Annotated in this window: 15 protein-coding genes, 1 pseudogene and 1 riboswitch; of the genes and pseudogenes, 7 read left to right on the top strand and 9 right to left on the bottom strand. The window is 68.3% G+C overall.

Going from position 1 to position 20050, the window contains the following annotated elements:
- The first annotated feature begins 148 nt into the window (after nucleotides 1–148).
- Genes E1H18_RS09055 through E1H18_RS09045 form a run of 3 tightly spaced genes read left to right on the top strand, consistent with a single transcriptional unit; the run spans nucleotide 149 to nucleotide 7579 of the window.
- Entirely contained in the window at nucleotides 149–4975 is a 4827-nt protein-coding gene (locus E1H18_RS09055) for an NAD-glutamate dehydrogenase (protein ID WP_172266515.1), read from the top strand.
- 60 nt (nucleotides 4976–5035) lie between these two features.
- Nucleotides 5036–6352 carry an MFS transporter gene (locus tag E1H18_RS09050; RefSeq protein ID WP_172266512.1) on the top strand — a complete coding sequence of 439 codons (1317 nt, stop codon included), beginning with the start codon at nucleotides 5036–5038 and terminating at the stop codon, nucleotides 6350–6352.
- A gap of 42 nt (nucleotides 6353–6394) precedes the next feature.
- Nucleotides 6395–7579, top strand: coding sequence for a DUF418 domain-containing protein (locus E1H18_RS09045; protein WP_172266509.1), 1185 nt, complete (start codon nucleotides 6395–6397; stop codon nucleotides 7577–7579).
- Here E1H18_RS09045 and E1H18_RS09040 read toward each other — a convergent pair.
- From E1H18_RS09040 to E1H18_RS26700, 3 genes and pseudogenes are all read right to left on the bottom strand, one after another.
- Entirely contained in the window at nucleotides 7540–8298 is a 759-nt protein-coding gene (locus E1H18_RS09040; RefSeq protein WP_172266506.1) for a dienelactone hydrolase family protein, read from the bottom strand. The two genes, E1H18_RS09045 and E1H18_RS09040, sit on opposite strands and share 40 nt — an antisense overlap.
- On the bottom strand, nucleotides 8298–9887 hold the full coding sequence (purH, locus tag E1H18_RS09035) for a bifunctional phosphoribosylaminoimidazolecarboxamide formyltransferase/IMP cyclohydrolase (RefSeq protein ID WP_172266503.1): 1590 nt from the start codon (nucleotides 9885–9887) through the stop codon (nucleotides 8298–8300). Before purH ends, E1H18_RS09040 begins: the two co-directional genes overlap by 1 nt.
- 26 nt (nucleotides 9888–9913) lie before the next feature.
- Nucleotides 9914–9994, bottom strand: a riboswitch (ZMP/ZTP riboswitch).
- Nucleotides 9981–10146: pseudogene (locus E1H18_RS26700) on the bottom strand (hypothetical protein). (Overlaps the previous riboswitch by 14 nt.)
- A 657-nt stretch (nucleotides 10147–10803) precedes the next feature.
- Between E1H18_RS26700 and E1H18_RS09030 the strand changes: the two are divergent.
- Both E1H18_RS09030 and E1H18_RS09025 read left to right on the top strand, forming a co-directional pair.
- Complete coding sequence (locus E1H18_RS09030) at nucleotides 10804–11181, top strand: DUF559 domain-containing protein (protein WP_172266500.1); 378 nt, start codon at nucleotides 10804–10806, stop codon at nucleotides 11179–11181.
- A gap of 22 nt (nucleotides 11182–11203) precedes the next feature.
- Nucleotides 11204–12385 carry a PIN domain-containing protein gene (locus tag E1H18_RS09025; protein WP_172266497.1) on the top strand — a complete coding sequence of 394 codons (1182 nt, stop codon included), beginning with the start codon at nucleotides 11204–11206 and terminating at the stop codon, nucleotides 12383–12385.
- On the opposite strand, the gene E1H18_RS09020 is transcribed toward E1H18_RS09025, so the two are convergent.
- The 4 genes from E1H18_RS09020 to E1H18_RS09005 are packed head-to-tail and all read right to left on the bottom strand — an operon-like array spanning nucleotide 12382 to nucleotide 16393.
- On the bottom strand, nucleotides 12382–12657 hold the full coding sequence (locus tag E1H18_RS09020) for a hypothetical protein (RefSeq protein ID WP_172266494.1): 276 nt from the start codon (nucleotides 12655–12657) through the stop codon (nucleotides 12382–12384). The genes E1H18_RS09025 and E1H18_RS09020 overlap by 4 nt on opposite strands.
- A 4-nt stretch (nucleotides 12658–12661) precedes the next feature.
- Nucleotides 12662–14401, bottom strand: coding sequence for a heparinase II/III family protein (locus tag E1H18_RS09015; protein WP_172266491.1), 1740 nt, complete (start codon nucleotides 14399–14401; stop codon nucleotides 12662–12664).
- A 3-nt stretch (nucleotides 14402–14404) separates the two neighbouring features.
- Nucleotides 14405–15064, bottom strand: coding sequence for a ribulose-phosphate 3-epimerase (rpe, locus tag E1H18_RS09010; protein WP_172266488.1), 660 nt, complete (start codon nucleotides 15062–15064; stop codon nucleotides 14405–14407).
- 39 nt (nucleotides 15065–15103) lie between these two features.
- Nucleotides 15104–16393, bottom strand: coding sequence for a transcription antitermination factor NusB (locus E1H18_RS09005; protein WP_172266486.1), 1290 nt, complete (start codon nucleotides 16391–16393; stop codon nucleotides 15104–15106).
- Between the two features lie 91 nt (nucleotides 16394–16484).
- Here E1H18_RS09005 and E1H18_RS09000 point away from each other — a divergent pair, with 91 nt between their 5' ends.
- Nucleotides 16485–16700 (top strand): DUF1674 domain-containing protein, encoded by a 216-nt coding sequence (locus E1H18_RS09000; RefSeq protein WP_172266484.1) that lies wholly within the window; start codon nucleotides 16485–16487, stop codon nucleotides 16698–16700.
- Nucleotides 16701–16703: 3 nt separating this feature from the next.
- Here the strand turns inward: E1H18_RS09000 and E1H18_RS08995 are convergent, their stop codons facing one another.
- Entirely contained in the window at nucleotides 16704–17420 is a 717-nt protein-coding gene (locus tag E1H18_RS08995; RefSeq protein ID WP_172266482.1) for a class I SAM-dependent methyltransferase, read from the bottom strand.
- Nucleotides 17421–17556: 136 nt separating this feature from the next.
- Between E1H18_RS08995 and E1H18_RS08990 the strand changes: the two genes are divergently transcribed.
- Complete coding sequence (locus E1H18_RS08990) at nucleotides 17557–18864, top strand: ATP-binding protein (RefSeq protein ID WP_172266480.1); 1308 nt, start codon at nucleotides 17557–17559, stop codon at nucleotides 18862–18864.
- Nucleotides 18865–18940: 76 nt separating this feature from the next.
- Here E1H18_RS08990 and E1H18_RS08985 read toward each other — a convergent pair whose 3' ends face one another.
- Nucleotides 18941–20032 (bottom strand): hypothetical protein, encoded by a 1092-nt coding sequence (locus E1H18_RS08985; protein WP_172266478.1) that lies wholly within the window; start codon nucleotides 20030–20032, stop codon nucleotides 18941–18943.
- Nucleotides 20033–20050 lie beyond the last annotated feature (18 nt).

The raw sequence follows: 20050 nt of genomic DNA, 5'->3' as shown, positions 1-20050 counted from the left end.
CCTGCGCCGTCGGCTTCCCCCAGCCGGCGGCGCTTCCGCGTTCGCCAGTGTAAAAATGGCTGGCAGAAATGCATGAGATTTCCCACCTAGTCGGTTGAACGCACGCCTGAAAGGGCTAGGTTGCGACCAAAATTCGCGAGGAAATCCTATGTTCGGCGGAAAAACCGGCCCTGAGTCGTCTGAAGCTCCAATCGGCCCCCTGGTGGCCGCTTTCGCTCAAGCGCTCGGGTCCCCGGTCGAGGCCCTCTCCGCCGCCGCCCGTGACTTCGCCGCCCAGGCTCAGGACGACTGGTCCGCCGAGGAGTTTCCCGGGCTGGACATCGCCGATGTCGCCCGCGCCCTGGCCGACTTCTGGCGCTTCGGCGAGCAGGCCAAGGACCTTTCCGAACCCGCCATCCGCATTCGCCGCGCCGAGGGCGGCGAGACGCCGTCCGACCTGCTCGAGATCGTCCAGCCGGACCGGCCGTTCCTGGTCGACAGCATCATGGGCGAAGTGACCGAGAACGGCTTCTCGGTCCGCGCCATGTTCCACCCGGTGTCGGATTGTGGCGGCACGCGCCGTTCGATGATCCAGATCTGGCTGGCCCCGGTCGGTGAAGACCGTGAAGCCGCCCTGCTTGAAGGCGTCCGCGAAGCGCTGGGCGATGTCGGCCTGGCCGTCCAGGACTTCGACGCCATGCGCGCCCTGATGCGCCGCACGATCGAGGAGCTGCAGAGCGCCGCCGCGCCGGTCTCCGACGAGGAGAAGGCCGAGGATCTGGCGTTCCTCAACTGGCTGGAAGGCGACCACTTCGTGTTCCTGGGCGCCCGGGTCTACGAATATCCTCGCACCGCCGACGGCGGCTATGCGGCCGAGGAGCCGCTGTACCAGCCCGAAGGCAGCCTGGGCGTGCTGCGCGACCAGGCCCGCACCGTGCTGCGCCGGAGCAGCGAGCCGGCCATCCTGTCGGCCCACCTGCGCACCCAGATCGACATCGGCGACCCGATCGTGGTCGCCAAGTCCAACCTGCGCTCGCGCGTCCACCGCCGCGGCTACACCGATTATATCGGCGTGCGCCGCTACGGCGCCGACGGCAAGGCCTCGGGCGAGGTCCGCTTCGTGGGCCTGTTCACCGCCGAGGCCTACGAGACCCAGGCGCGCGACGTGCCGCTGGTCCGCCACAAGGTCGCCCAGGTGCTGGCGCGGGCCGGCAAGGATCCCGACAGCCACAACGGCAAGCGCCTGCGCAACATCCTCGAGACCTGGCCGCGCGACGAGCTGTTCCAGACCGATGTCGACCAACTCCTGGCCATGGCCCTGGGCGTGCTGCACCTGTTCGACCGTCCACGCGTCAAGCTGTTCGCCCGCCGCGACCCGTTCGACCGCTTCATTTCGGTGCAGCTGTTCGTGCCGCGCGATCGCTATGACTCCGGCGTCCGCGCCCGGGCTGGCGACATTCTGGCCGAAGCCTTCCACGGCCGGGTGTCGGCCTACTATCCCAGCTTCTCCGACGCGCCGCTGGCGCGGGTCCACTACATCCTGGGCGTCCAGCCGGGCGAGCATGGCGACCCCGATCTGGCCGCCGCCGAGGCCGCCATCGCCGAGACCGCCCGCACCTGGGATGACCGCTTCGAGGCGGTGATCCGCGAAGGCCAGGTCGGCCGCGTCGCCCAGCTGCTGACCCGCTATGCCGGTGCGTTCCCGCCCGGCTATCGCGACCAGTACGACGCCGACGAAGCGTTGGCCGACATCAAGGTCATCGACGACCTGGCCGAGGGGGAGGCGGTGCGCGTCCGCGCCTTCCGCCGCGCCGACGACGACGCGGTGACGATGCGCTTCAAGCTCTATCGCCCGGACGCCGCTGCGCCGCTGGCCGACGTGCTGCCGATCCTGGAGCACATGGGTCTGAAGGCCCTGATCGAGGAAGGCTTCAAGGTCTCGCCCAAGGGCCAGAAGGTCTGGGTGCACGAGTTCGTCCTGCGCGACGAACAGGGCGAGCACCTGGTGTTCGGCGACATCAAGCAGGCCTTCGAGGCGGCGTTCGTCGCCATCTGGACGGGCCGCGCCGAGAGCGACGGCTTCAACCGCTTGGTGATGGAACTGGGCATCGGCTGGCGCGAGGCCGCGCTGGTCCGGGCGCTGGCCCGTTATCGCCAGCAGTCGGGCCTGGATCCCAGCCAGGGCGTGCAGGAGCAGGCGCTGTCGGATCATCCCGGCGTCGCCCGCCTGATCCTGGACCTGTTCCAGACCAAGTTCGACCCGGCCGTCCGCGCCGACCTCAAGACCCGCCAGGAGCAGGCCGCCGCCGTCGAGGCCAAGATCGTCGAGGCCCTGCAGGCCGTCGAAAGCCTGGACGCCGACCGCGTGCTGCGCCGCCTGGCCGCCCTGGTTGGGGCGATCAAGCGCACCAATTTCTATCAGCCGGCCGAGGACGGTGCGCCCAAGGCCTATATCAGCTTCAAGATCGCTTCCCGCGAGCTGGAAGACCTGCCGGCCCCCAAGCCCTATCGCGAGATCTACGTCTCAGCCCCGCACGTCGAGGGCGTGCACCTGCGCTTCGGTCCCGTCGCCCGTGGCGGCCTGCGCTGGTCGGATCGCCGCGACGACTTCCGCACCGAGGTCCTGGGCCTGGTGAAGGCCCAGCAGGTCAAGAATGCGGTCATCGTGCCGGTCGGCTCGAAGGGCGGCTTCTATCCCAAGCACCTGCCGCGCGGCGGCGATCGCGACGCGATCCAGGCCGAGGCCATCCGCGCCTACAAGACCTTCCTGTCTGGCCTTCTGGACCTGACCGACAATATCGACGCCGACAACCAGGTGGTGCCGCCGCCGTCCGTCGTGGCGCATGACGATCAGGATCCTTATCTGGTCGTGGCCGCCGACAAGGGCACGGCGACCTTCTCCGACATCGCCAACGGCGTGGCCGAGAGCTACGGCTTCTGGCTGGGCGACGCCTTCGCCTCGGGCGGTTCGGTCGGCTACGATCACAAGGTCATGGGCATCACCGCCCGCGGCGCCTGGGAAGCGGTCAAGCGCCACTTCCGCGAGCTGGGCAAGGACATCCAGAGCCAGTCCTTCACGGCCGTCGGCGTCGGGGACATGTCGGGCGACGTGTTCGGCAACGGCATGCTGCTGTCCAAGCACACCAAGCTGCTGGCCGCCTTCGACCATCGTCACATCTTCCTCGACCCGAACCCCGACGTGGCCGCCTCGTGGGAAGAGCGCGACCGGATGTTCAAGCTGCCGCGCTCGTCGTGGGAGGACTACGACAAGTCGAAGATCTCGGCCGGCGGCGGCGTCTTCGCCCGCAGCCTGAAGAGCATCCCGCTGTCGAAGGAAGTGCGCGAGCTGTTCGAGATCAAGGCCGAGTCCGTCTCGCCCGCCGATCTGATGACCGCGATCCTGAAGTCGAAGGCAGAGCTGCTCTATCTCGGCGGCATCGGCACCTATGTGAAGGCCAAGGGCGAGACCAACGCCGACGCCGGCGACAAGGCCAATGACGCCATCCGCATCAACGGCGCGGACCTGCGGGTCAAGGTCGTGGGCGAGGGCGCGAACCTCGGTCTGACCCAGGCGGGCCGCATCGAGTTCGCCCAGGCCGGCGGTCACATCAATACCGACGCCATCGACAACTCGGCCGGCGTCGACAGCTCCGACCACGAGGTCAACATCAAGATCCTGACCGGGATCCTGGAGCGTGGCGGCGAGCTGACCCGCGAGAGCCGCAACGTGCTGCTGCCCTCGATGACCGATGACGTGGCCCACCACGTGCTGGAGCACAATTACGACCAGACCCTGGCGCTGACTCTGCTGGAGAGCGACGCGCCGTCCGAGGTCGACGCCCAGATCCGCTACATGGTCGACCTGGAACAGCGCGGCCGTCTGGACCGTCGCGTCGAGGGTTTGCCGACCAACACCGCCTTGCTGGAGCGGAAGGCGTCGAACAAGGGCCTGACCCGGCCCGAGCTGGCGGTGCTGCTGGCCTATGGCAAGCTGGACCTGTTCGATGAGATCGTCGCCAGTCAGGCGCCGGACGATCCGTGGTTCGAGGCCACGCTCCGCGGCTACTTCCCCAAGGGGCTGTATCAGTACGCCGACGCCATGCAGAAGCACCGGCTGAAGCGCGAGATCATCGCCACGGTGGTCGGCAACCAGATGGTCAACATGTGCGGCCCGACTTTCCCGAGCCGCTTGAAGGCCGCCGCCGGCGCCGACATCGGCGCGGTGGTCGTCGGCTTCGCCGCGGCGCGCGAGATCCTGGGCGTCGATGGGTTGTGGGACCAGGTCAACGGCCTGGACAACAAGGCCTCGGCCGCTGGCCAGACGGCGCTCTACAAGGCCCTGGCCTATGCCTTGCGCAGCCTCAGCTTCTGGCTGGCCCGCCGCGCTCACCGTGACAAGTCCACGGTCCAGCAACTGGTCGAGGCCTACGGTCCGTCGGTCCAGAAGTTGAAAGCCATGACGCCGGCCATCCTGTCGCCGTTCGAGCAGAAGACGGTCGGCAAGCGCACCAAGGCCTATGTCGCCGAGGGCGCGCCCGAAGCCCTGGCTCAGGCCGTCGCGGCCCTGCAGCCCTCGACCACGGCCGCCGACCTCGTCGACCTGGGCAATGCGTCCAGCTGGAACGTCGAGAACGTCGCCCGCCTGTACCATCAGGTCGGCGCGGCCTTCGGTTTCGACCGCCTGCGCGGCGCGGCCGGTTCGTTCGTGGGCGGCGACGCCTTCGAGCGCCTGGCGGTGCGTCGCCTGATCGAGGACATGCTCAGCGAGCAGACCGCGATCACCCAGGCGGTGCTGAAGTTCGCCGCCTCGTCGCAGGCCGGCGAGGATGAAGCCTCGGCCAAGGCGGCGATCAACTCGTGGGCCGCTCTGCGCGGCGATCATCCCAAGATCGCCAAGCGCACGATCGAGGACATCGAGCAGGCTGGCGGCGGTTGGACCTTCGCCAAGCTGACCATCGCCAACGCCGCCCTGCGCGAGCTGTCGACCGCCGGTTAAGAGGACTGGCCCCTTGCCCGCCTCTCCCTTACGAGGGAGGGGCGGTAAGGGAGCGTAGGGATGGACCAGGGCGATCGTCGGCGCGTGGCGTGGACGCTCTACGAGTGGGCGCAGCAGCCGTACTGGGCGCTGATCGCGACCTTCATCTTCACGCCCTATTTCGCCGCCGGCTTCGTCGGCGACCCAGTCCGGGGGCAGAGCCTGCTGGGCTATGCCGGGGTGATCTCGGGCCTCTTGATCGCGGTGCTGTCGCCGCTGGTGGGGGCCAGCATCGACGCTCATCGCCGACCGCGCGCCTGGCTGATCGGCCTGGCCGTTCCGTTCGTCATCGCCAGCGCCGGCCTGTGGCTTGCAACCCCCGGCGAGACCAGCCGCATCCCGCTGATCCTGGCCTGCCTGGTCGTGGCCGGCGTCGTGGCCGAACTGGGCGTGACGGTGATGAACGCCCTTCTGCCGGCCATAGCCAAGCCGGGCCAGCTGGGGCGCCTCTCGGGGACCGCCTGGGCCTTGGCCTATGTCGGGGCGCTGATCACCCTGTTCATTGTCCTCTTCTGCTTCTCGCTGCCTGAGGTCCCGATGCTGGGCCTGTCGAAGGCGATGCATGAGCCGGACCGCATCGTCGGCCCTCTGGTCGCCGTCTGGTTCCTGGTCTTCGCCTGGCCGCTGATGCTGACCGCGCCCAAACCGGCGGCAGGCAGCGGCGAGAAGCCCCTGAAGGAGTTGTGGGAGACGATCCGCAGCCTGCCGTCCAAGCCGCACATGCTGACCTTCCTGATCGGTCGGATGTTGCTGGGCGACGGCATCTCCAGCTTCATCGCGTTCGGCGGCGTGCTGGCCGCGGGCCTGTTCGGCTGGACGACGACGCAGCTGGGGCTCTACGCCATCGCCCTGTCGGTGGCCGCCGGCATCGGCACCTATATCGGTGGGCGGGTCGACCAGAAGGTCGGCTCCAAGAAGACCGTGCTGATCGCCACGGCTGTGATCCTGTTCGGCGCGACGGGCGTGGGCCTTGTCGGCCGGGACACGATCTTCTTCCTGATCCCGGTGGAGCCGGCCCAGGCGGGGGCCCTGTTCGCCAGCACGCCGGAGCGGATGTTCCTGTTCTTCAGCCTGTTCGTCGGCCTGACCTTCGGACCGGCCCAGTCATCCCTGCGGGCCTGGATGGCCGAACTGGCCCCGCCGGGCGAGACGGGGCGCTGGTTCGGTCTCTATGCGCTGTCTGGCAAGGCCACGGCCTTCCTGGCCCCGCTGGTCATCGCCATCGGCACGCGCCTGGCCGGCGACCAGCGGATCGCCGTCGTGGTCTCGGCGGCGTTCATGGCCCTGGGCGCGATCGTGCTGGCCCGCGCCCCTAATCGCGCCCCGATTGTCGACTGACGCAAAACGCGGCAGGCTCCTCCGCAGGGGGAGTTTTTCGTCATGACCAAGGATCGGATCGTCCTGCTGGACGCGCTGCGAGGGCTCGGGGTGCTGGGCATCCTGCTGTGCAACGCGCCGGACTTCGCCGTCATCCCGGCGCTGTCGGAGTCGGTGCTGCGCTGGCCGCACGGGACGGGCCCCGAGACCCTGAGCGTCTGGGCCGTGACCCAGTGGCTGTTCCAGCGCAAGTTCGTGACCCTGTTCTCGATGCTGTTCGGCGTCTCGCTGTTCCTGGTCGGCGGCGAGCGGGGGGATCATGAGCGCAGCGGGGTCCTGACGCGGCGCCTGGCCTGGATGGCCGTGTTCGGCCTGCTGCACGGCTTCCTGCTGTGGTACGGCGACATCCTGCTGAGCTACGCCCTGGCGGGTCTGTTCATGATGCGGGCCCGGTCATGGAGCGCCGGCCGCCTGCTGAAGACCGGCATCGTCATCTGGTCGATCCTGTCGGTGCTGTTCATTGCAGGGCCGGTGCTGTCGACCTTCGAGCCCGCCCCGTCCACGGCGGCCCGCACCGCCAAGGCCGCCGCCGCCCATGCCCAGACGGCTGCGGCGTTCGGCGGCGACGCCTGGAGCTCGCTGATCGCCAACGCCAAGGAGCGCGTGCAGCGGCTGGCCGCCGAGCCGGTCATCGTGCTGATGACCAGCGCCCTGATGATGATCGGCCTGGGCTGCTTCAAGGCCGGCGTGCTGACCGGCGAGGCCTCGGCCCGGACCTATCGCCGGCTGCTGGCCTGGGGCCTGGCCTCGCTGGTCCTGCTGGCCGGCCTGATCGCCTGGATCTTCGCCTCGCACCTGTCGAAGCTGGCGGTCAGCACGTTCATGGGCGTCCAGAGCGCGACCGCGCCGCTGGCCACCCTGGCCTATGTCAGCCTGATGGTCCTGGCCATCCGCTCCAGCGGGGTTTGGCAGGCGATCCCAAAGCTGCTGGCGCCGGTCGGGCGGATGGCGTTCAGCAACTACATCGCCCAGTCGCTGATCATGGTCTCGATCTTCTACGGCGGCCGGGGGCTGTCGCTGTTCGGCAAGGTCGACCGGCCGGGGCTGGCGGCGATCGTGGCGGGGATCTGGATCGCGCAGATCCTGTGGTCCCACGCCTGGATGTCGCGGTTCCCGATGGGCCCGCTGGAGTGGGTCTGGCGGCGGCTCTATCGTGGCCCGCAGGCCGCCAGCGCCGAGGCCAGATAGGTCTTCATCTCCTCCACCAGATCGGGTCGGTAGCGGGCCCGAGGGTCGTTGGCCTTCTCGTCGTCGAAGGCGTGAGTGGCGTCGGGCAGGAAGCGCTGATCGACCGTCAGCCCGTCCTTGGCCAGGCGATCCAGGGCCAGCTTCGGCGCCTTCCAGCCGACGACCTGATCCTTGCCGGCCAGCACTGACCAGACCGGCGGCGTCCCCTCGCCCCAGCCATGCCGCGTCGTCAGGGCCGGGTAGCCCGCATAGGGATAGACCAGCAGCGCGCCCTTCACCGCCTGGCGCAAGGCCTCGCCGCGGGCGTCGGAAAGACCGGTGATGGCCGCGGCGCGATCGCCCAGCGCAAAGGCGTCCATGATCGTCCAGCCGCCGTGGCTCCAGCCGGCCAGGAACAGCTGACCCGCATCGGCCCAGTCCTGGGTTTCCAGCCAGGCCAGCATGGCGAAGACGTCGGCCGCCCGCCTGGCGCCCCGCAGCCGCACGCCGGTGCAGACGGTCAGCTTGGCGTCCAGCGAGGTCAGGCCGCGCGGCGCCAGGCTGTCGACGACCACGGCCGCCCAGCCCGCCGCCACGGCCGTCGCCGCATAGGCCTCGAGAAACGGCGTCTTGCCGCCGCAGCCGTGCAGGATCAGCGCCGTCGGGAACGGCCCCGGTCCCTCGGGTCGAAAGACCCGAGAGTGCTGAGCCAGCTGATGTCCCCAATCGGCGCTGAGCATTAGTGGCGGAACACCCGGACGCCAGTGAAGGCCATGGTCAGGCCCAGCTTGTCGGCGGCCTCGATCACTTCCGGATCGCGCATTGAGCCGCCCGGCTGAATGATCGCCGTCGCGCCCGCTTCCGCCGCCTGGATCAGGCCGTCGGCGAACGGGAAGAAGGCTTCCGAGGCGCAGGCGCAGCCCTTCAGGTCCAGGCCGAAATCGGCGGCGCGCAGGGCCGCGATCCGGGCCGAGTCCTTGCGGTTCATCTGGCCGGCGCCGACGCCCAGGGTCTGGCCGGCGCGGGCATAGACGATGGCGTTGGACTTGACGTGCTTGCCGACGGTGAAGGCGAACAGCATGTCGCGCACCTCCTCCTCGGTCGGCTGGCGCTGGGTGACGATCTTGAGGTCGGCGGCGGTGATCCGCGCGTCGTCGCGCGACTGCACCAGGAAGCCGCCGGCCACGCTCTTGAACGTGTCGCCGGTCGACAGGGCGTCCGGCAGGCCGCCGGTCACCAGCAGGCGCAGGTTCTTCTTGGCCGCGAACACGGCGATGGCGTCGTCGTCGGCCTCGGGGGCGATCACCACCTCGGTGAAGGTCTCGACTATCGCCTCGGCCGCCTCGCGGGTCAGGCGCGAGTTCACCGCCACGATGCCGCCGAACGCCGAGGTCGGGTCGCAGGCCAGGGCCCGCTCATAGGCCTCGCGCTGCGAGCCGCCGACCGCCACGCCGCACGGATTGGCGTGCTTGATGATCGCCACGGCCGGACCTTGCGCGGGATCGAACTCGGCGATCAGCTCGAAGGCCGCGTCGGTGTCGTTGATGTTGTTGTAGCTGAGCTCCTTGCCCTGCAGCTGGGTCGCCGTGGCCACGCCGGTGCGCGGGTTGGGGAACGCATAGAAGGCCGCCTTCTGATGCGGGTTCTCGCCGTAGCGCATGGTCTGGCGCAGCTCGCCGGCGATCGACTTGCGGGCCGGGAAGTCCTGGCCGAGCGCGCTTGCGAACCAGGCCGAGATCGCCGCGTCGTAGGCCGCCGTGCGGGCATAGGCGCGGGCCGCCAGGGTCTGGCGCAGGGCCAGGGTGGTGCCGCCGGCCTTCAGGGCCTCCAGCACTTCGCCGACGTCCGAGGGATCGGTGCAGACGGCGACATAGCCGTGGTTCTTGGCCGCCGAGCGGATCATGGCCGGGCCGCCGATGTCGATGTTCTCGACGCACTCGGCGTAAGAGCCACCCTTGGCGACGGTCGCCTCGAACGGATAGAGGTTCACGTACAGGATATCGATGCCGCCGATGCCGTGGTCGGCCATGGCCTTGGCGTGATCGGCCGCGTCGCGAACGCCCAGCAGCCCGCCATGCACCACCGGGTGCAGGGTCTTGACCCGGCCGTCCATCATCTCGGGGAAGCCCGTCAGGTCCGAGACGTCCTTGACCGGGATCCCCGCCGCGGCGATCGCGGCCTTGGTGCCGCCTGTCGAAACCAGCTCGACGCCGGCGGCGTGCAGGACCTGGGCGGCCTCGACCAGGCCGGTCTTGTCGGAGACCGACAGCAGGGCGCGCTTGGGCGAAACGAGATCGGGGGCGGACGGATAGTCGGGGGCGGCGGGCACGGCGGACTCCAGGTTTCGTGTTCGGAAAAGGGAGCCCAGGCGCGCGGCTTATGCGTATCGGGCTCCCCGGTGGTTTCCCACCTTCAACGCCAGTCACCCGAACGGGCCGGAAAATACGGGGGCGGGCGGGGGAGTCAATGCGTCCTTCGAGGCCCGCTGCGCGGGCGCCTCAGGATGAGGAATTCAGTGCAATGAGTCCCTCATCCTGAGGTGCGAGCCGTAGGCGAGCCTCGAAGGACGCACGGCGTTTCGACCTCACGCGGCAAGCCCGCTGAAGGTGCTGGGGAGGCGACGGAGCGGCCGGGCGAACCCGGAGACCGTAAGGATTTGTGTGTTTCGGCTCGCGAGTCCGCTCCGCCAGGCTGTTCTTGTCCGTGAGGGTGGAGGGCGTGAGCGTTGTGTGCTCGGGACTCCAAGAACCCCCGGGCGGGCGCAGAGCAAGTCGATCGGCTACATCCGTCTCGACCCCGACGCTCCACGATAGGCGGCTTTAACGGTCACCGCCCTGTCGCTCCGCTGAAGGCTTTGACCCCAGACGGCCTGTCACTCGTGCGCGCTCCTAAAGAGTAAGCCGCACGACCTGACCAAACCGTCCGGGAGCCGCCAGCGGCCCCGCTCAACCTATCCCCGTCGCCGCTTTGGGCCGGATCCAAGCGCCCTCCCCTTGCGACGGGGACCAGGTGATTATGGGGCTGGGCTGAAGGCGGAGGACGGAGCGACGCGTAAAATCGACAACCACTTGATTTCATTCATGCCGACACCGCGAACCCCGAGCGTTCAGGCGCCCCAATCCCCTCTCGCATAGAGAGAGGGAGGGGCCGACGCGAAGCGTGGGAGGGTGAGAGGTTACACCCTCACCGGAAAACCCCGATTCCTTCCGTTGAACCCTCACCACGGCCAAGCCCATCTCCCGCGCATGGACAAGACCGCCACCGCCCGCCGTCTGCGTCGTGACCAGACCCTGGCCGAAAAGGTCCTCTGGAAGCTCGTCCGCAATCGCCGTCTCGGCGGTTTCAGGTTCCTGCGCCAGGTCCCGATCGACCGCTACTTCGCGGACTTCGTCTGCGAGGCGGGCAAGCTGATCGCGGCCCTCATGGACGGCCCCGTCCATGAGGGCCGCGACGTCGAGGACGCCCGCCGCACGGAGTTGCTGGAACGGTTCGGCTACAGCGTGCTGAGGGTCCCCAACGCACGCGTCCTGACCGATCTTGGCGGGACGGCGGACATCCTGGCGGCGCTTCGTTCGGCGAGGTCCGCACCCCTTGTTTCAGTCGTGAAAAGCTGTGTTCATTAGCGTTGCTATTTGGGGGGCATTGATGAGCGATAGTGAAGTGAACGATGACGGTTTTGGGCTGAACTCAATATTTCCGGACGCAGAGGCTGTATTCTCATTTAGTCCAAAATCTGTAAAATCATTGGCTCCAAAGGCATGGGTGGCCCTAGACACAAATATTCTGTTGGCCCCTTATAGATTTGGATCTCAACCATTCACTAGTTTCGTGAAAATACTCTCGAAGTTGAGGGAGGAAGGCAGGCTTTTTATACCTGCACACGTGGCGCGAGAGTATGCCAGGCGCCGTCAAAGTCATTTGGCTGAGCTAATAAAAAGTCTATCTGATAATTCTTCAAGGGCTTCAGGCGTCATATCTGATGCTTCAACAGCTATCGATGATATCGATGACTATAAAAAACTGAAGGAAATAAATGAAAAAATAATATTGGAAATTAACAAGGCCCAAAAGATCATAAAAAAGATAGACAATGACTTGAGAGAAACGTCCGATGGCGATCCCATTCTGCGGGCTTATAGAAAGATATTCTCTGGATGTGTAATTGAGCCGGAGGGTAGTATGGATGATATCCGCAGAGAGGCGGATGACAGGATAAAGGCTAGGCGCCCTCCGGGTTATAAAGATGGTGCAAAATCCGAGAATTCTGAGGGGGACTTTCTTATATGGAAATCGATCCTTGGCGTGGGCAGGCGCGAGAAAGTCGATATTATATTTGTAACTGGTGACGAGAAATCAGATTGGTTTGTGAGGTCTAATAAGAAGAGCTTTCAGCCGCGATGTGAACTCGTCGCAGAGTATGCTGAGGTATCTGAAGGTAGAACGATAGACTTGGTCGCAATGCATACTCTAATGAAATTGTTTGACGCGCCGGCGAAGGACGTGGAAGCAGCGAGAGTTGTCGAGGTTGCCGCAGCGAATGAAGGGAGGGTGCAAAAATCTGATATTTCAAAAAACTTAAAGAGAATACTGCTCAGTCAGGAGGCATCAAATATCTCTAAAGAGATTGAGCGGATAAATGATACGATGAAAAATTTTGCACAAAGTAATAATGATGAAGATAATAATACATCTTTAGATATGGAGAAAATTCACCTTCTAAATAGGAAGAGTGACCTTCTTTTGAGGTACAGCAAGTTGCAGCAACAGTTGTGGCTGATGTCCAAAGATAATGTTGTTTCAGATAGAGTGCCGCCAGAGACCTTTTAGCCCCCAACCCGCTCCCGCACCGCCTTGAACAGCATCGCCATCTCGATGTGCGTGTGGATGTACCCGCGCTCGAACAGGTACGTCAGCATGCGATCGTAGGCGTCGTCGTAGTCGGCCATCGGCGTCGTGGCCGGGTCGCGGCGCAGGACGTCCAGCAGGTCCGGGGCGTCGGCGGTCAGGGCGGTGACGACTTCGGTCACCTCGTCTTCGGAGAACTCCGGCGGATGGTGCGTGCGGCCAGGGTCCTGGGGAAGGCGGCGTTTGAAGCCCATGGGGTCAGCCCTCGGCCCGGGTGAGCTTCCAGCGGATCTTGGCGCCGACCTCGGGGCGGACCTGGCTCTTGAGCACGATCTGGCCGGCCTTCCTCGCCAGCCCGTGGTCGAAGTGCGCCGAGGGGGCGATCTCGACGTCGACGGCGTCGTTGCGCAGCCACCAGCCGATGTTGTTGGGGCCGCGGATCAGCACGCTCTTGCCGTCGCGGGCGATCGAGGCGCGGGCCTCGGGGTGGAGATGGAAACGCACGGCGAAAGGCAGGTAGCGGCGCGGGCCGTCCACAGCGGCCGGATCGGCTGCGATCGGCGAGAGGCTGTCCTCGCCGCGCAGCTCGTCGGCGACGGCGTCCAGGAACAGGCGGCGGGCGTGGGTCAGGCCGTGGCGGCGCCAGCCGTCGTGGACGATGTCCAGCCACACCCCGCCGACGTCGTCATGGCGCTTGGCCTCGACCTGGGTGGGGCCGTCGACCAGCCAGGGCCCCAGGGCCTTGGCGCGGAAGCCGGATAGCGGGCGGCCGGCCGAGCCGTCGCCCACCGAGACGGTGGAGGCCGCGTCACTCAGGCGGAAGGCGTGGGCGCCGGCGGCCTCGGGGCTCCAGCCGCAGCTGGTGATCAGGCGGTCCTTGGCGCAGACGATCTCGACGGCGGCCGGCTGGGCGCAGGCGGCGACCGACAGCGGGCCGGCGGGCGGCGTGGCGCAATCGGCGATGACCTCGATGCTGCCGCCGATCATCTTGTGATAGCCGCTGTGCGGGGCGGCGTTCAGCGGGCGCGGGCCGCTCTCGTCATGGGCCAGGGCCGAGCGGATACGGGCCGGGGCGACCGACTCGCCGCCGTGGAAGGCCGCCAGATGGCCGTCGCCGAGCGTGAAGAACCGGGCGGCGGTCGACAGGCGGTCGATCGCCCGGCTCAGGTTCTCGGGGCTGGGGCGGCCGCACTGGCCCAGGGCGTCGTCGAGGGTCAGGAGGTCGAACAGAAGCTCCAGGCCGGCTTCGGGCGAGCGGGTCGCGTGGCCGCCGTCGGCCAGCACCATCGCGTCGATCTGCCGGGCGACGACCTTCATGGCCTTGTCGATCACGGCCTCGCCCGGCTTGCCGGCCAGGGCGCAGCCGGCGACGGCGGCGGCGATGGCCCGCTCAAGCCGGCGCTCGGGGCTCTTGTCGATCTCCAGCAGGTGGCGGGCCTGACGGGCCAGGTCCAGGGTCAGGTCGGCGGTCTCGGCGTCGCTGCCCTCGGCGGCCAGGATGCGGGCGGCGCAGGCCAGGTGGAAGACGCGGCGCTCCAGGCAGTCGGCGCTCCACGAGAAGGCGTTCCACTTGCCGAACACCCGGCGCCAGTCGTCGAGCAGGCGCAGGGACCGGCGGGCGCCGTCCGAGCCGGCGGCGGCCAGGTCCGGCAGCCAGTCGAAGCGGTGCAGGCTGACGGCGAAGCGGCGCGAGGGGCTGGCGGTGTCGAAGGGGTCGCCGTCGGGACCCAGGCGCAGGGTTCCGCCGTCGAGGGTCAGCGTGCCGGCCAGGATCTTCTTGCCGTGCTCGGGATCGACGGGGCGGGGGTCGTGCGGCCGGGCGGCCAGGCCCTGGGGTCTTGGCAGGGCGATCTTCAGCCGGTGCGGGCCCGAGCCGAACCATTCGCGCTGGGCGTGGCTGGAGATCTCGGCGCCGATGGCGCGCAGCAGGACGCCGCCGCGCGGGGGCGCGGGAAACTTGAAGCCGTTGGCGGAGGGACGCTTGACGGCTGGGCTCAAGGATCAGCCGCCCTTCAGCGCGCGGATGTTGGCGGCATAGGCCTCGCGGCCGCCCTTGAACACCGCCGAGCCGGCGACCAGGGCGGTGGCCCCTGCCGCGACGCATTGGGGGGCGGTGACCGGGGTGACGCCGCCGTCGACCTCGACGATGATGTCCAGGCCGGCCTTGTCGACCATCTTGCGCAGGGCCTCGACCTTGCGCAGCTGTCCGGGGATGAAGCTCTGGCCGCCGAAGCCGGGATTGACCGACATCACCAGCAAGAGGTCGACGTCCTCCAGGATCCACTCGACATGGTCGATGCTGGTCGACGGGTTGAAGACGACGCCGGCCTTGGCCCCGAGTTCGCGAATGCGCTTCAGCGAGCGGTGCAGGTGCGGGCCGGCCTCGGGGTGGATGCTGATCAGGTCCGCCCCGGCGGCGCGAAACGCTTCGAGGTAGGGATCGGCCGGGCTGATCATCAGGTGCACGTCGAACGGGATCTTGGCGTGCGGCCGGATCGCTTTGACGATGTCGGGGCCCAGGGTGATGTTGGGCACGAAGTGGCCGTCCATCACGTCGACGTGGACCCAGTCGGCGCCGGCCGCCTCGATGGCGGCGACCTCCTCGCCCAGGCGGGCGAAGTCGGAAGCAAGGATGGAGGGGGCGATGATCGGCGCGGTCATGGTCCTGGGATAGCCGCGTCGCGCCCCGCTGTCAGCCCTTTAGCGCTTACGGAATCGCGCGGCGAAGAAGCCATCCTGGCCGCCGTCGCGGTGATGCGGCAGCAGGCGCAGGGTCCCGCGGGCGGTCAGGCTGGCCCCAGGGAACCCAGCCGAGCCGCCTTCGCCGGCGGTGATCGGCTCCAGGGCCATGTCCTTGCGGCGGGCCAGGAAGGCCTCGACCTGGGCCTCGCCCTCCTCGGGCTCCAGCGAGCAGACGCAATAGACCAGCTGGCCGCCGGACTTGAGGCGGTCGGCGGCGCTGTCCAGGATGCGCGACTGCACGCCGGCCAGGCTGGCGACGTCGCCGGGGCGGGCGGCCCACAGCACGTCGGGATGGCGGCGGAAGGTGCCGGTCGCCGAGCAGGGCGCGTCCAGCAGGATGGCGTCGAAGGTCCGGGTGTCTTCCCACACGGCGGCGTCGGCGGCGACGACCTCGGCGGTCATCTGAGTGCGTTCCAGGTTCTCGTCGACGCGCTTGAGGCGGGCGGGCGAGCGGTCCAGGGCTGTGACGGTCGCGCCGGTGGCGGCCAGCTGCAGGGTCTTGCCGCCGGGCGCGGCGCACAGGTCCAGCACACTGTCGCCGGGCTTGAGGGTCAGCAGGCGGGCGGGAACGGCGGCGGCGGCGTCCTGCACCCACCAGGTCCCGTCTTCGAAGTGCGGCCAAGAGGCCACGTCGCCCTTGCGGCGCAGGCGCAGGGTCCCGCCGTCGAGGAGTTCGGCTTCCAGGGCTTCAGCTAGGGCGGAGGCGTTGGCCGAGGGCTTCAGGGACAGGTCGGTGGCGGGCTCCAGCGCGATCTGGCCGGCGATCTCGCGGGCCGTGGCCGCGCCGAACGCGGCGACCCAGCGGGCATAGAGCCACGGCGGGGCCAGCAGGGCGGGATCGTCGGCCGGCTGGCCGTCGCGCAGCAGTCCGCGCAGCACGGCGTTGACCAGGCCCTTGAACGGCCGGCTGGTCTTGTTGGCGCCGGCCAGTTCCACCGAGGTCGCCACGGCGGCGAAGGCCGGGACCTCCAGATAGAAGGCTTGCGCGGCGCCCAGGCGCAGCAGGTTCATCACCCGTTCGGGCGGCGCCTTCTGCAGCTTGGCGGTCAGGGCGCGGTCGATCGGCCCCAGATGGCGCAGCACGGCCATGGCCAGGGCGCGGGCGAACGCGCGCTCACGCGGTTCCAGGAAACGGAAACCGTTGGCGGAAGCGGCTTCGTCGATGCCGCCGCGACGCGACAGGGCCGCTTCGATCAGGGTCAGGGCGGCTTCCCGCGCGGGCAGGCCGTCGTTCAGTTCTTGAGTCACCGCCTCGCCGTGCCAAGTGCTGAGCCCGAGCGCAAGCGTCTTCCGCAAAAAATCGGGGGGCGAACCCGGCCTAAACTGCTAGAATCGCCCAATGTCCGAGCCCTCCGAGCCCATTTCCGACCTGCCGCCGGGCGCTGCCCCCGACAAGGAATTGACCCCCGCCGCCCGCCGGGCGCTGGAAGAAGCCGCCGCCCGCCGCGCCGCTGAAGAGGCCCTGGCCCTGCCCACCGAGAAGGGCGGCCGCGAGGGTCCCGAGCCCACCCGCTTCGGCGACTGGGAGAAGAAAGGCGTCGCCGTCGACTTCTGACGGTCAGGCGTAGGCGACCCAGCCGCGCCAGGTGAAGGCGGCGTAGAACTGCGTCACGTCCGTGAAGCCGGCCCGGCGCAGGATGTCTTCGTCCTGTTCCGGCGAGAACATGGACACGTGGGCGGCGACGGCCTCGCGCGCGCCGCGGGCCTTGTCGGCGTCGAAGCCCGAGGCGATGGCGAAGGCGGCATAGCGGTCCAGCCAGACGTCGCGCTCGCCCGGTCCCTGCGGGAAGCTGCCATGGGCGGCCACGAAGGGCGCGCCAGGCTTGAGGCGACGACGGATCTCGCCAGCGGTGCGCACGCGCTTGTCCTCGTCGAGGAAATGCAGGGTCAGCAGGCAGGTCGCCGCATCGAAGTCGCCGGCCGCCACGTCCTCGACATAGCCCTCGACCAGCTCGACCCGCTCGTTCAGCGGACCCAGCAGCCGCTCGGCGCCGCGCAGCATCTCGGCGGCCGGATCGACGCCGACGAAGGTCCACCCTGGGTGGGCCTCCGCCAGGTGCTTCAGCTCCATGCCGCCGCCGGCCCCGACCACCAGCACGCGGGCGTTTTCCGGCGCGCGCTCGGCCAGCAGCACGCCGCACATGCGGTGCAGGCTCTCCAGCCCGGGCACGAAGCGCGGTGGGCCATCGACATAGCGGGCCACGGCCTCCGGGTCCTTGAAGGCGTCGAGGAAATGGCGCGCGCCGGCGCCGGGAGGGACGGATTGCGAAGTCATGTAACTTTATATGTTGCGAGAATTGGCGAGCGTCAAGGCGGCCGCTGACACACTCGGCTACATGTCACGGGGTGGTCATACGTCGCCGTTGCCCGTAACCATGGCGTCCAGGGGTTGAGGGACGGACAGGACAAAGATGCGAAAATTCTCGCTGCGCCCTCGCGGTCTGGTCGCCGGCTCCATCCTCGTGGTGGTGGCCGTGGGCCTGGTCGAGCTGGTCGCCAGCGTCGCCTTCTACCAGGCGATCGATCGCCAGACCCTGCGCGAGGACCAGGCCCGCCGCATCGCCGAGTTCCTGGTCGTGGGCGACCGGGTCAACCGGCTGGGCATCGAGGTCAGCCAGGTGATGACCTCGCACTATCTGGAGGCCACGGTCACCGCCGGCCCGCCGGCCCGCACCGATCCGCAGGGCGACGAGGCCGAGGCCATCGCCGACTATGTCCGCCAGTGGGAGCCGTCACTGTCGGGTCGCTCGCTGCGCCTGTGGTCCGAGGACCAGGCCGACGGCGGTCGCGACCTGGTCGGGGCCCTGGAGCTGGAGGACGGCCGCTGGCTGTCGTTCCGCTCGCACCATTTCCCGCGCCCCTGGCCGATCGCCCTGCGGGCCGGCGCCACCACCCTGGCCTTCACCCTGGTCTGCGTGGCCCTGGGCGTCTTCGCCCTGCGCCAGCTGGGCGCGCCGCTACGCCGTCTGACGCGGGCCGCCCAGAACGTCGGCGAAGGTCCGCCCTCGCCGGTCGCGGTCGAGGGGCCGGCCGACCTGGCCGCCCTGGGCAGCGCCTTCAACGACATGCAGCGACGGATCACCGGCCTGATCGAAGACCAGGCCCGGGCGATGGAAGCGCTCAGTCACGATCTGCGCACCCCGCTCAGCCGCCTGAAGCTGGCCTCCGACTTCGTCGAGCCGCCCGAGATGCGCACCCTGGTCTCGGACAATGTCGACGAGCTGGGCGACATGCTCAAATCGCTGTCGGCCTGGCTGCGCGCCCAGCACGAGGCGAGCACCGCCGAGGAGGTCGACCTGCCGGGCCTGGTGCGTCAGGTGCTGGCTCGCTGGCCTGACGCGGCGGTCCGCTATGAAGGTCCCAAGACCCTGATCCTCCAGGCCCATCGCGGGCCGCTGGAGCAGGCCCTGATCCGTCTGGTCGACAACGCCGTGCGGTTCGGCGGCCGGGCCACCGTTCGCCTGGTCGATGACGCCGAGGGTCGCCGCCTGGAGGTGCTGGACGAAGGCCCCGGCCTGTCGGCCGAAAACCTGGCGCGGATCTATGAGCCCTTCTTCCGCGGCGACGCCGCTCGCGCCCGTGACACCGGGGGCTTTGGCCTGGGCATCCCGACGGCCGAGCGCCTGCTGAAGCGGTTCGGCGGCCGCCTGGCGATCGTCAACCGCCCGGAAGGCGGTCTGCGCGCGTGCGTCTGGCCGCCGCTGGCGACCGCGGAGTAGCGGGGCGGGACTTTGTAGCCCTCGGCCGCGACGATCGCGGGTGGCGCAGAGCGGATATCCCTGCGCCACCGATCGCCTACCGGTCGGCGTTGAAGCGCGCGATCATGACCTTGCCGACCTCGTCCATCGCCGCCGAGACGTCCTTGCTCCAGGCGACGGGATCGACCGTGACCTGATAGGTGCGGGTCTTCTGGCCGCCGACGCCGGCCAGGACGCCGATGGCGCTGGCGACGCCGTCACTGACCTTGCTGCCCTTCGTCGTGGTGTCGTCGGCCGACAGGATCGAGTCCGGCATGACGATCGGGCTGGTCAGGGCGTAGCGCTGGCGATGGCCCAGATCCATGTAGGTCGACTTGGCCTGGGGCGTCAGGACCCACAGCTGGGTGTCGACCGGCAGCAGGGCGACATTGGCCTTGCTCTTCACGCGGGCGGTCGGCGGGCGCATGCCCAGGACGCCTCGGCCGCGGGCCTCGATCTCGGCGAAATCGACCACCATGCGAACGCCCAGGATGCCGGCGTCCAGCTCCTTCATGGCCATTTCCTCGGGCACCTGCGAACCGGTGGTGGTCATGGTGTCGCCCATGCCCTTGGCGCGACCGTCCAGGGGCGTGAAGTAGAACTTGTAGCCGGGCGGGGAGTAGAAGCCGCTGCGGTTGGCGCCGCCGCGGATGTAGGGCGCGGGCTTGGCCATGTTCATCAGGCGTTGCAGGCCCGGGCTGCGACCCACGGCGTCTTGCAGCGGAATGACGGTTACGCCGGTGGCGGCCAGTTCCTCGACGAACTTGGCGTAGTAGGCGTCGGTGATCGCCTGCATGTCCTGCTGGCTCGGCCCCGACAGCGTGTAGCTGACCTTGGATTGCTGCAGGCTGGAGCCGGTCGAGGCCGCCGACGCGTTCGTCACGAACTCGACCTGGAACGAGGCGATGACGACCTGCTTCAGGCCCTTCACGCCCCCCTTCTCATTCTGCCAGACCAGCCCGGATCCGAGCTTGGAAAGATCGTCGCCAGCGGCGAATTCGATCGGGTCGGCGGCCTTGGCCGTCTTGGGCCCGAGGTCGATCAGGGGCTTGCCGGCGTGCGCCGCTGGCGCAAGGGCCAGGCCCAGCGCGCCGATCATGGCTCCGAGCAGGACCGGGCGGGTGAACTTGCCGGCGTTCGACGACGTCATGGTGGTCTTGTCCCTCTC

The organism is Caulobacter sp. RHG1, from assembly GCF_013181195.1.
GTDB lineage: Bacteria > Pseudomonadota > Alphaproteobacteria > Caulobacterales > Caulobacteraceae > Caulobacter.
Note: the sequence above shows the minus strand (reverse complement) of the source record. Positions and strands in the feature narration are given on the sequence as shown.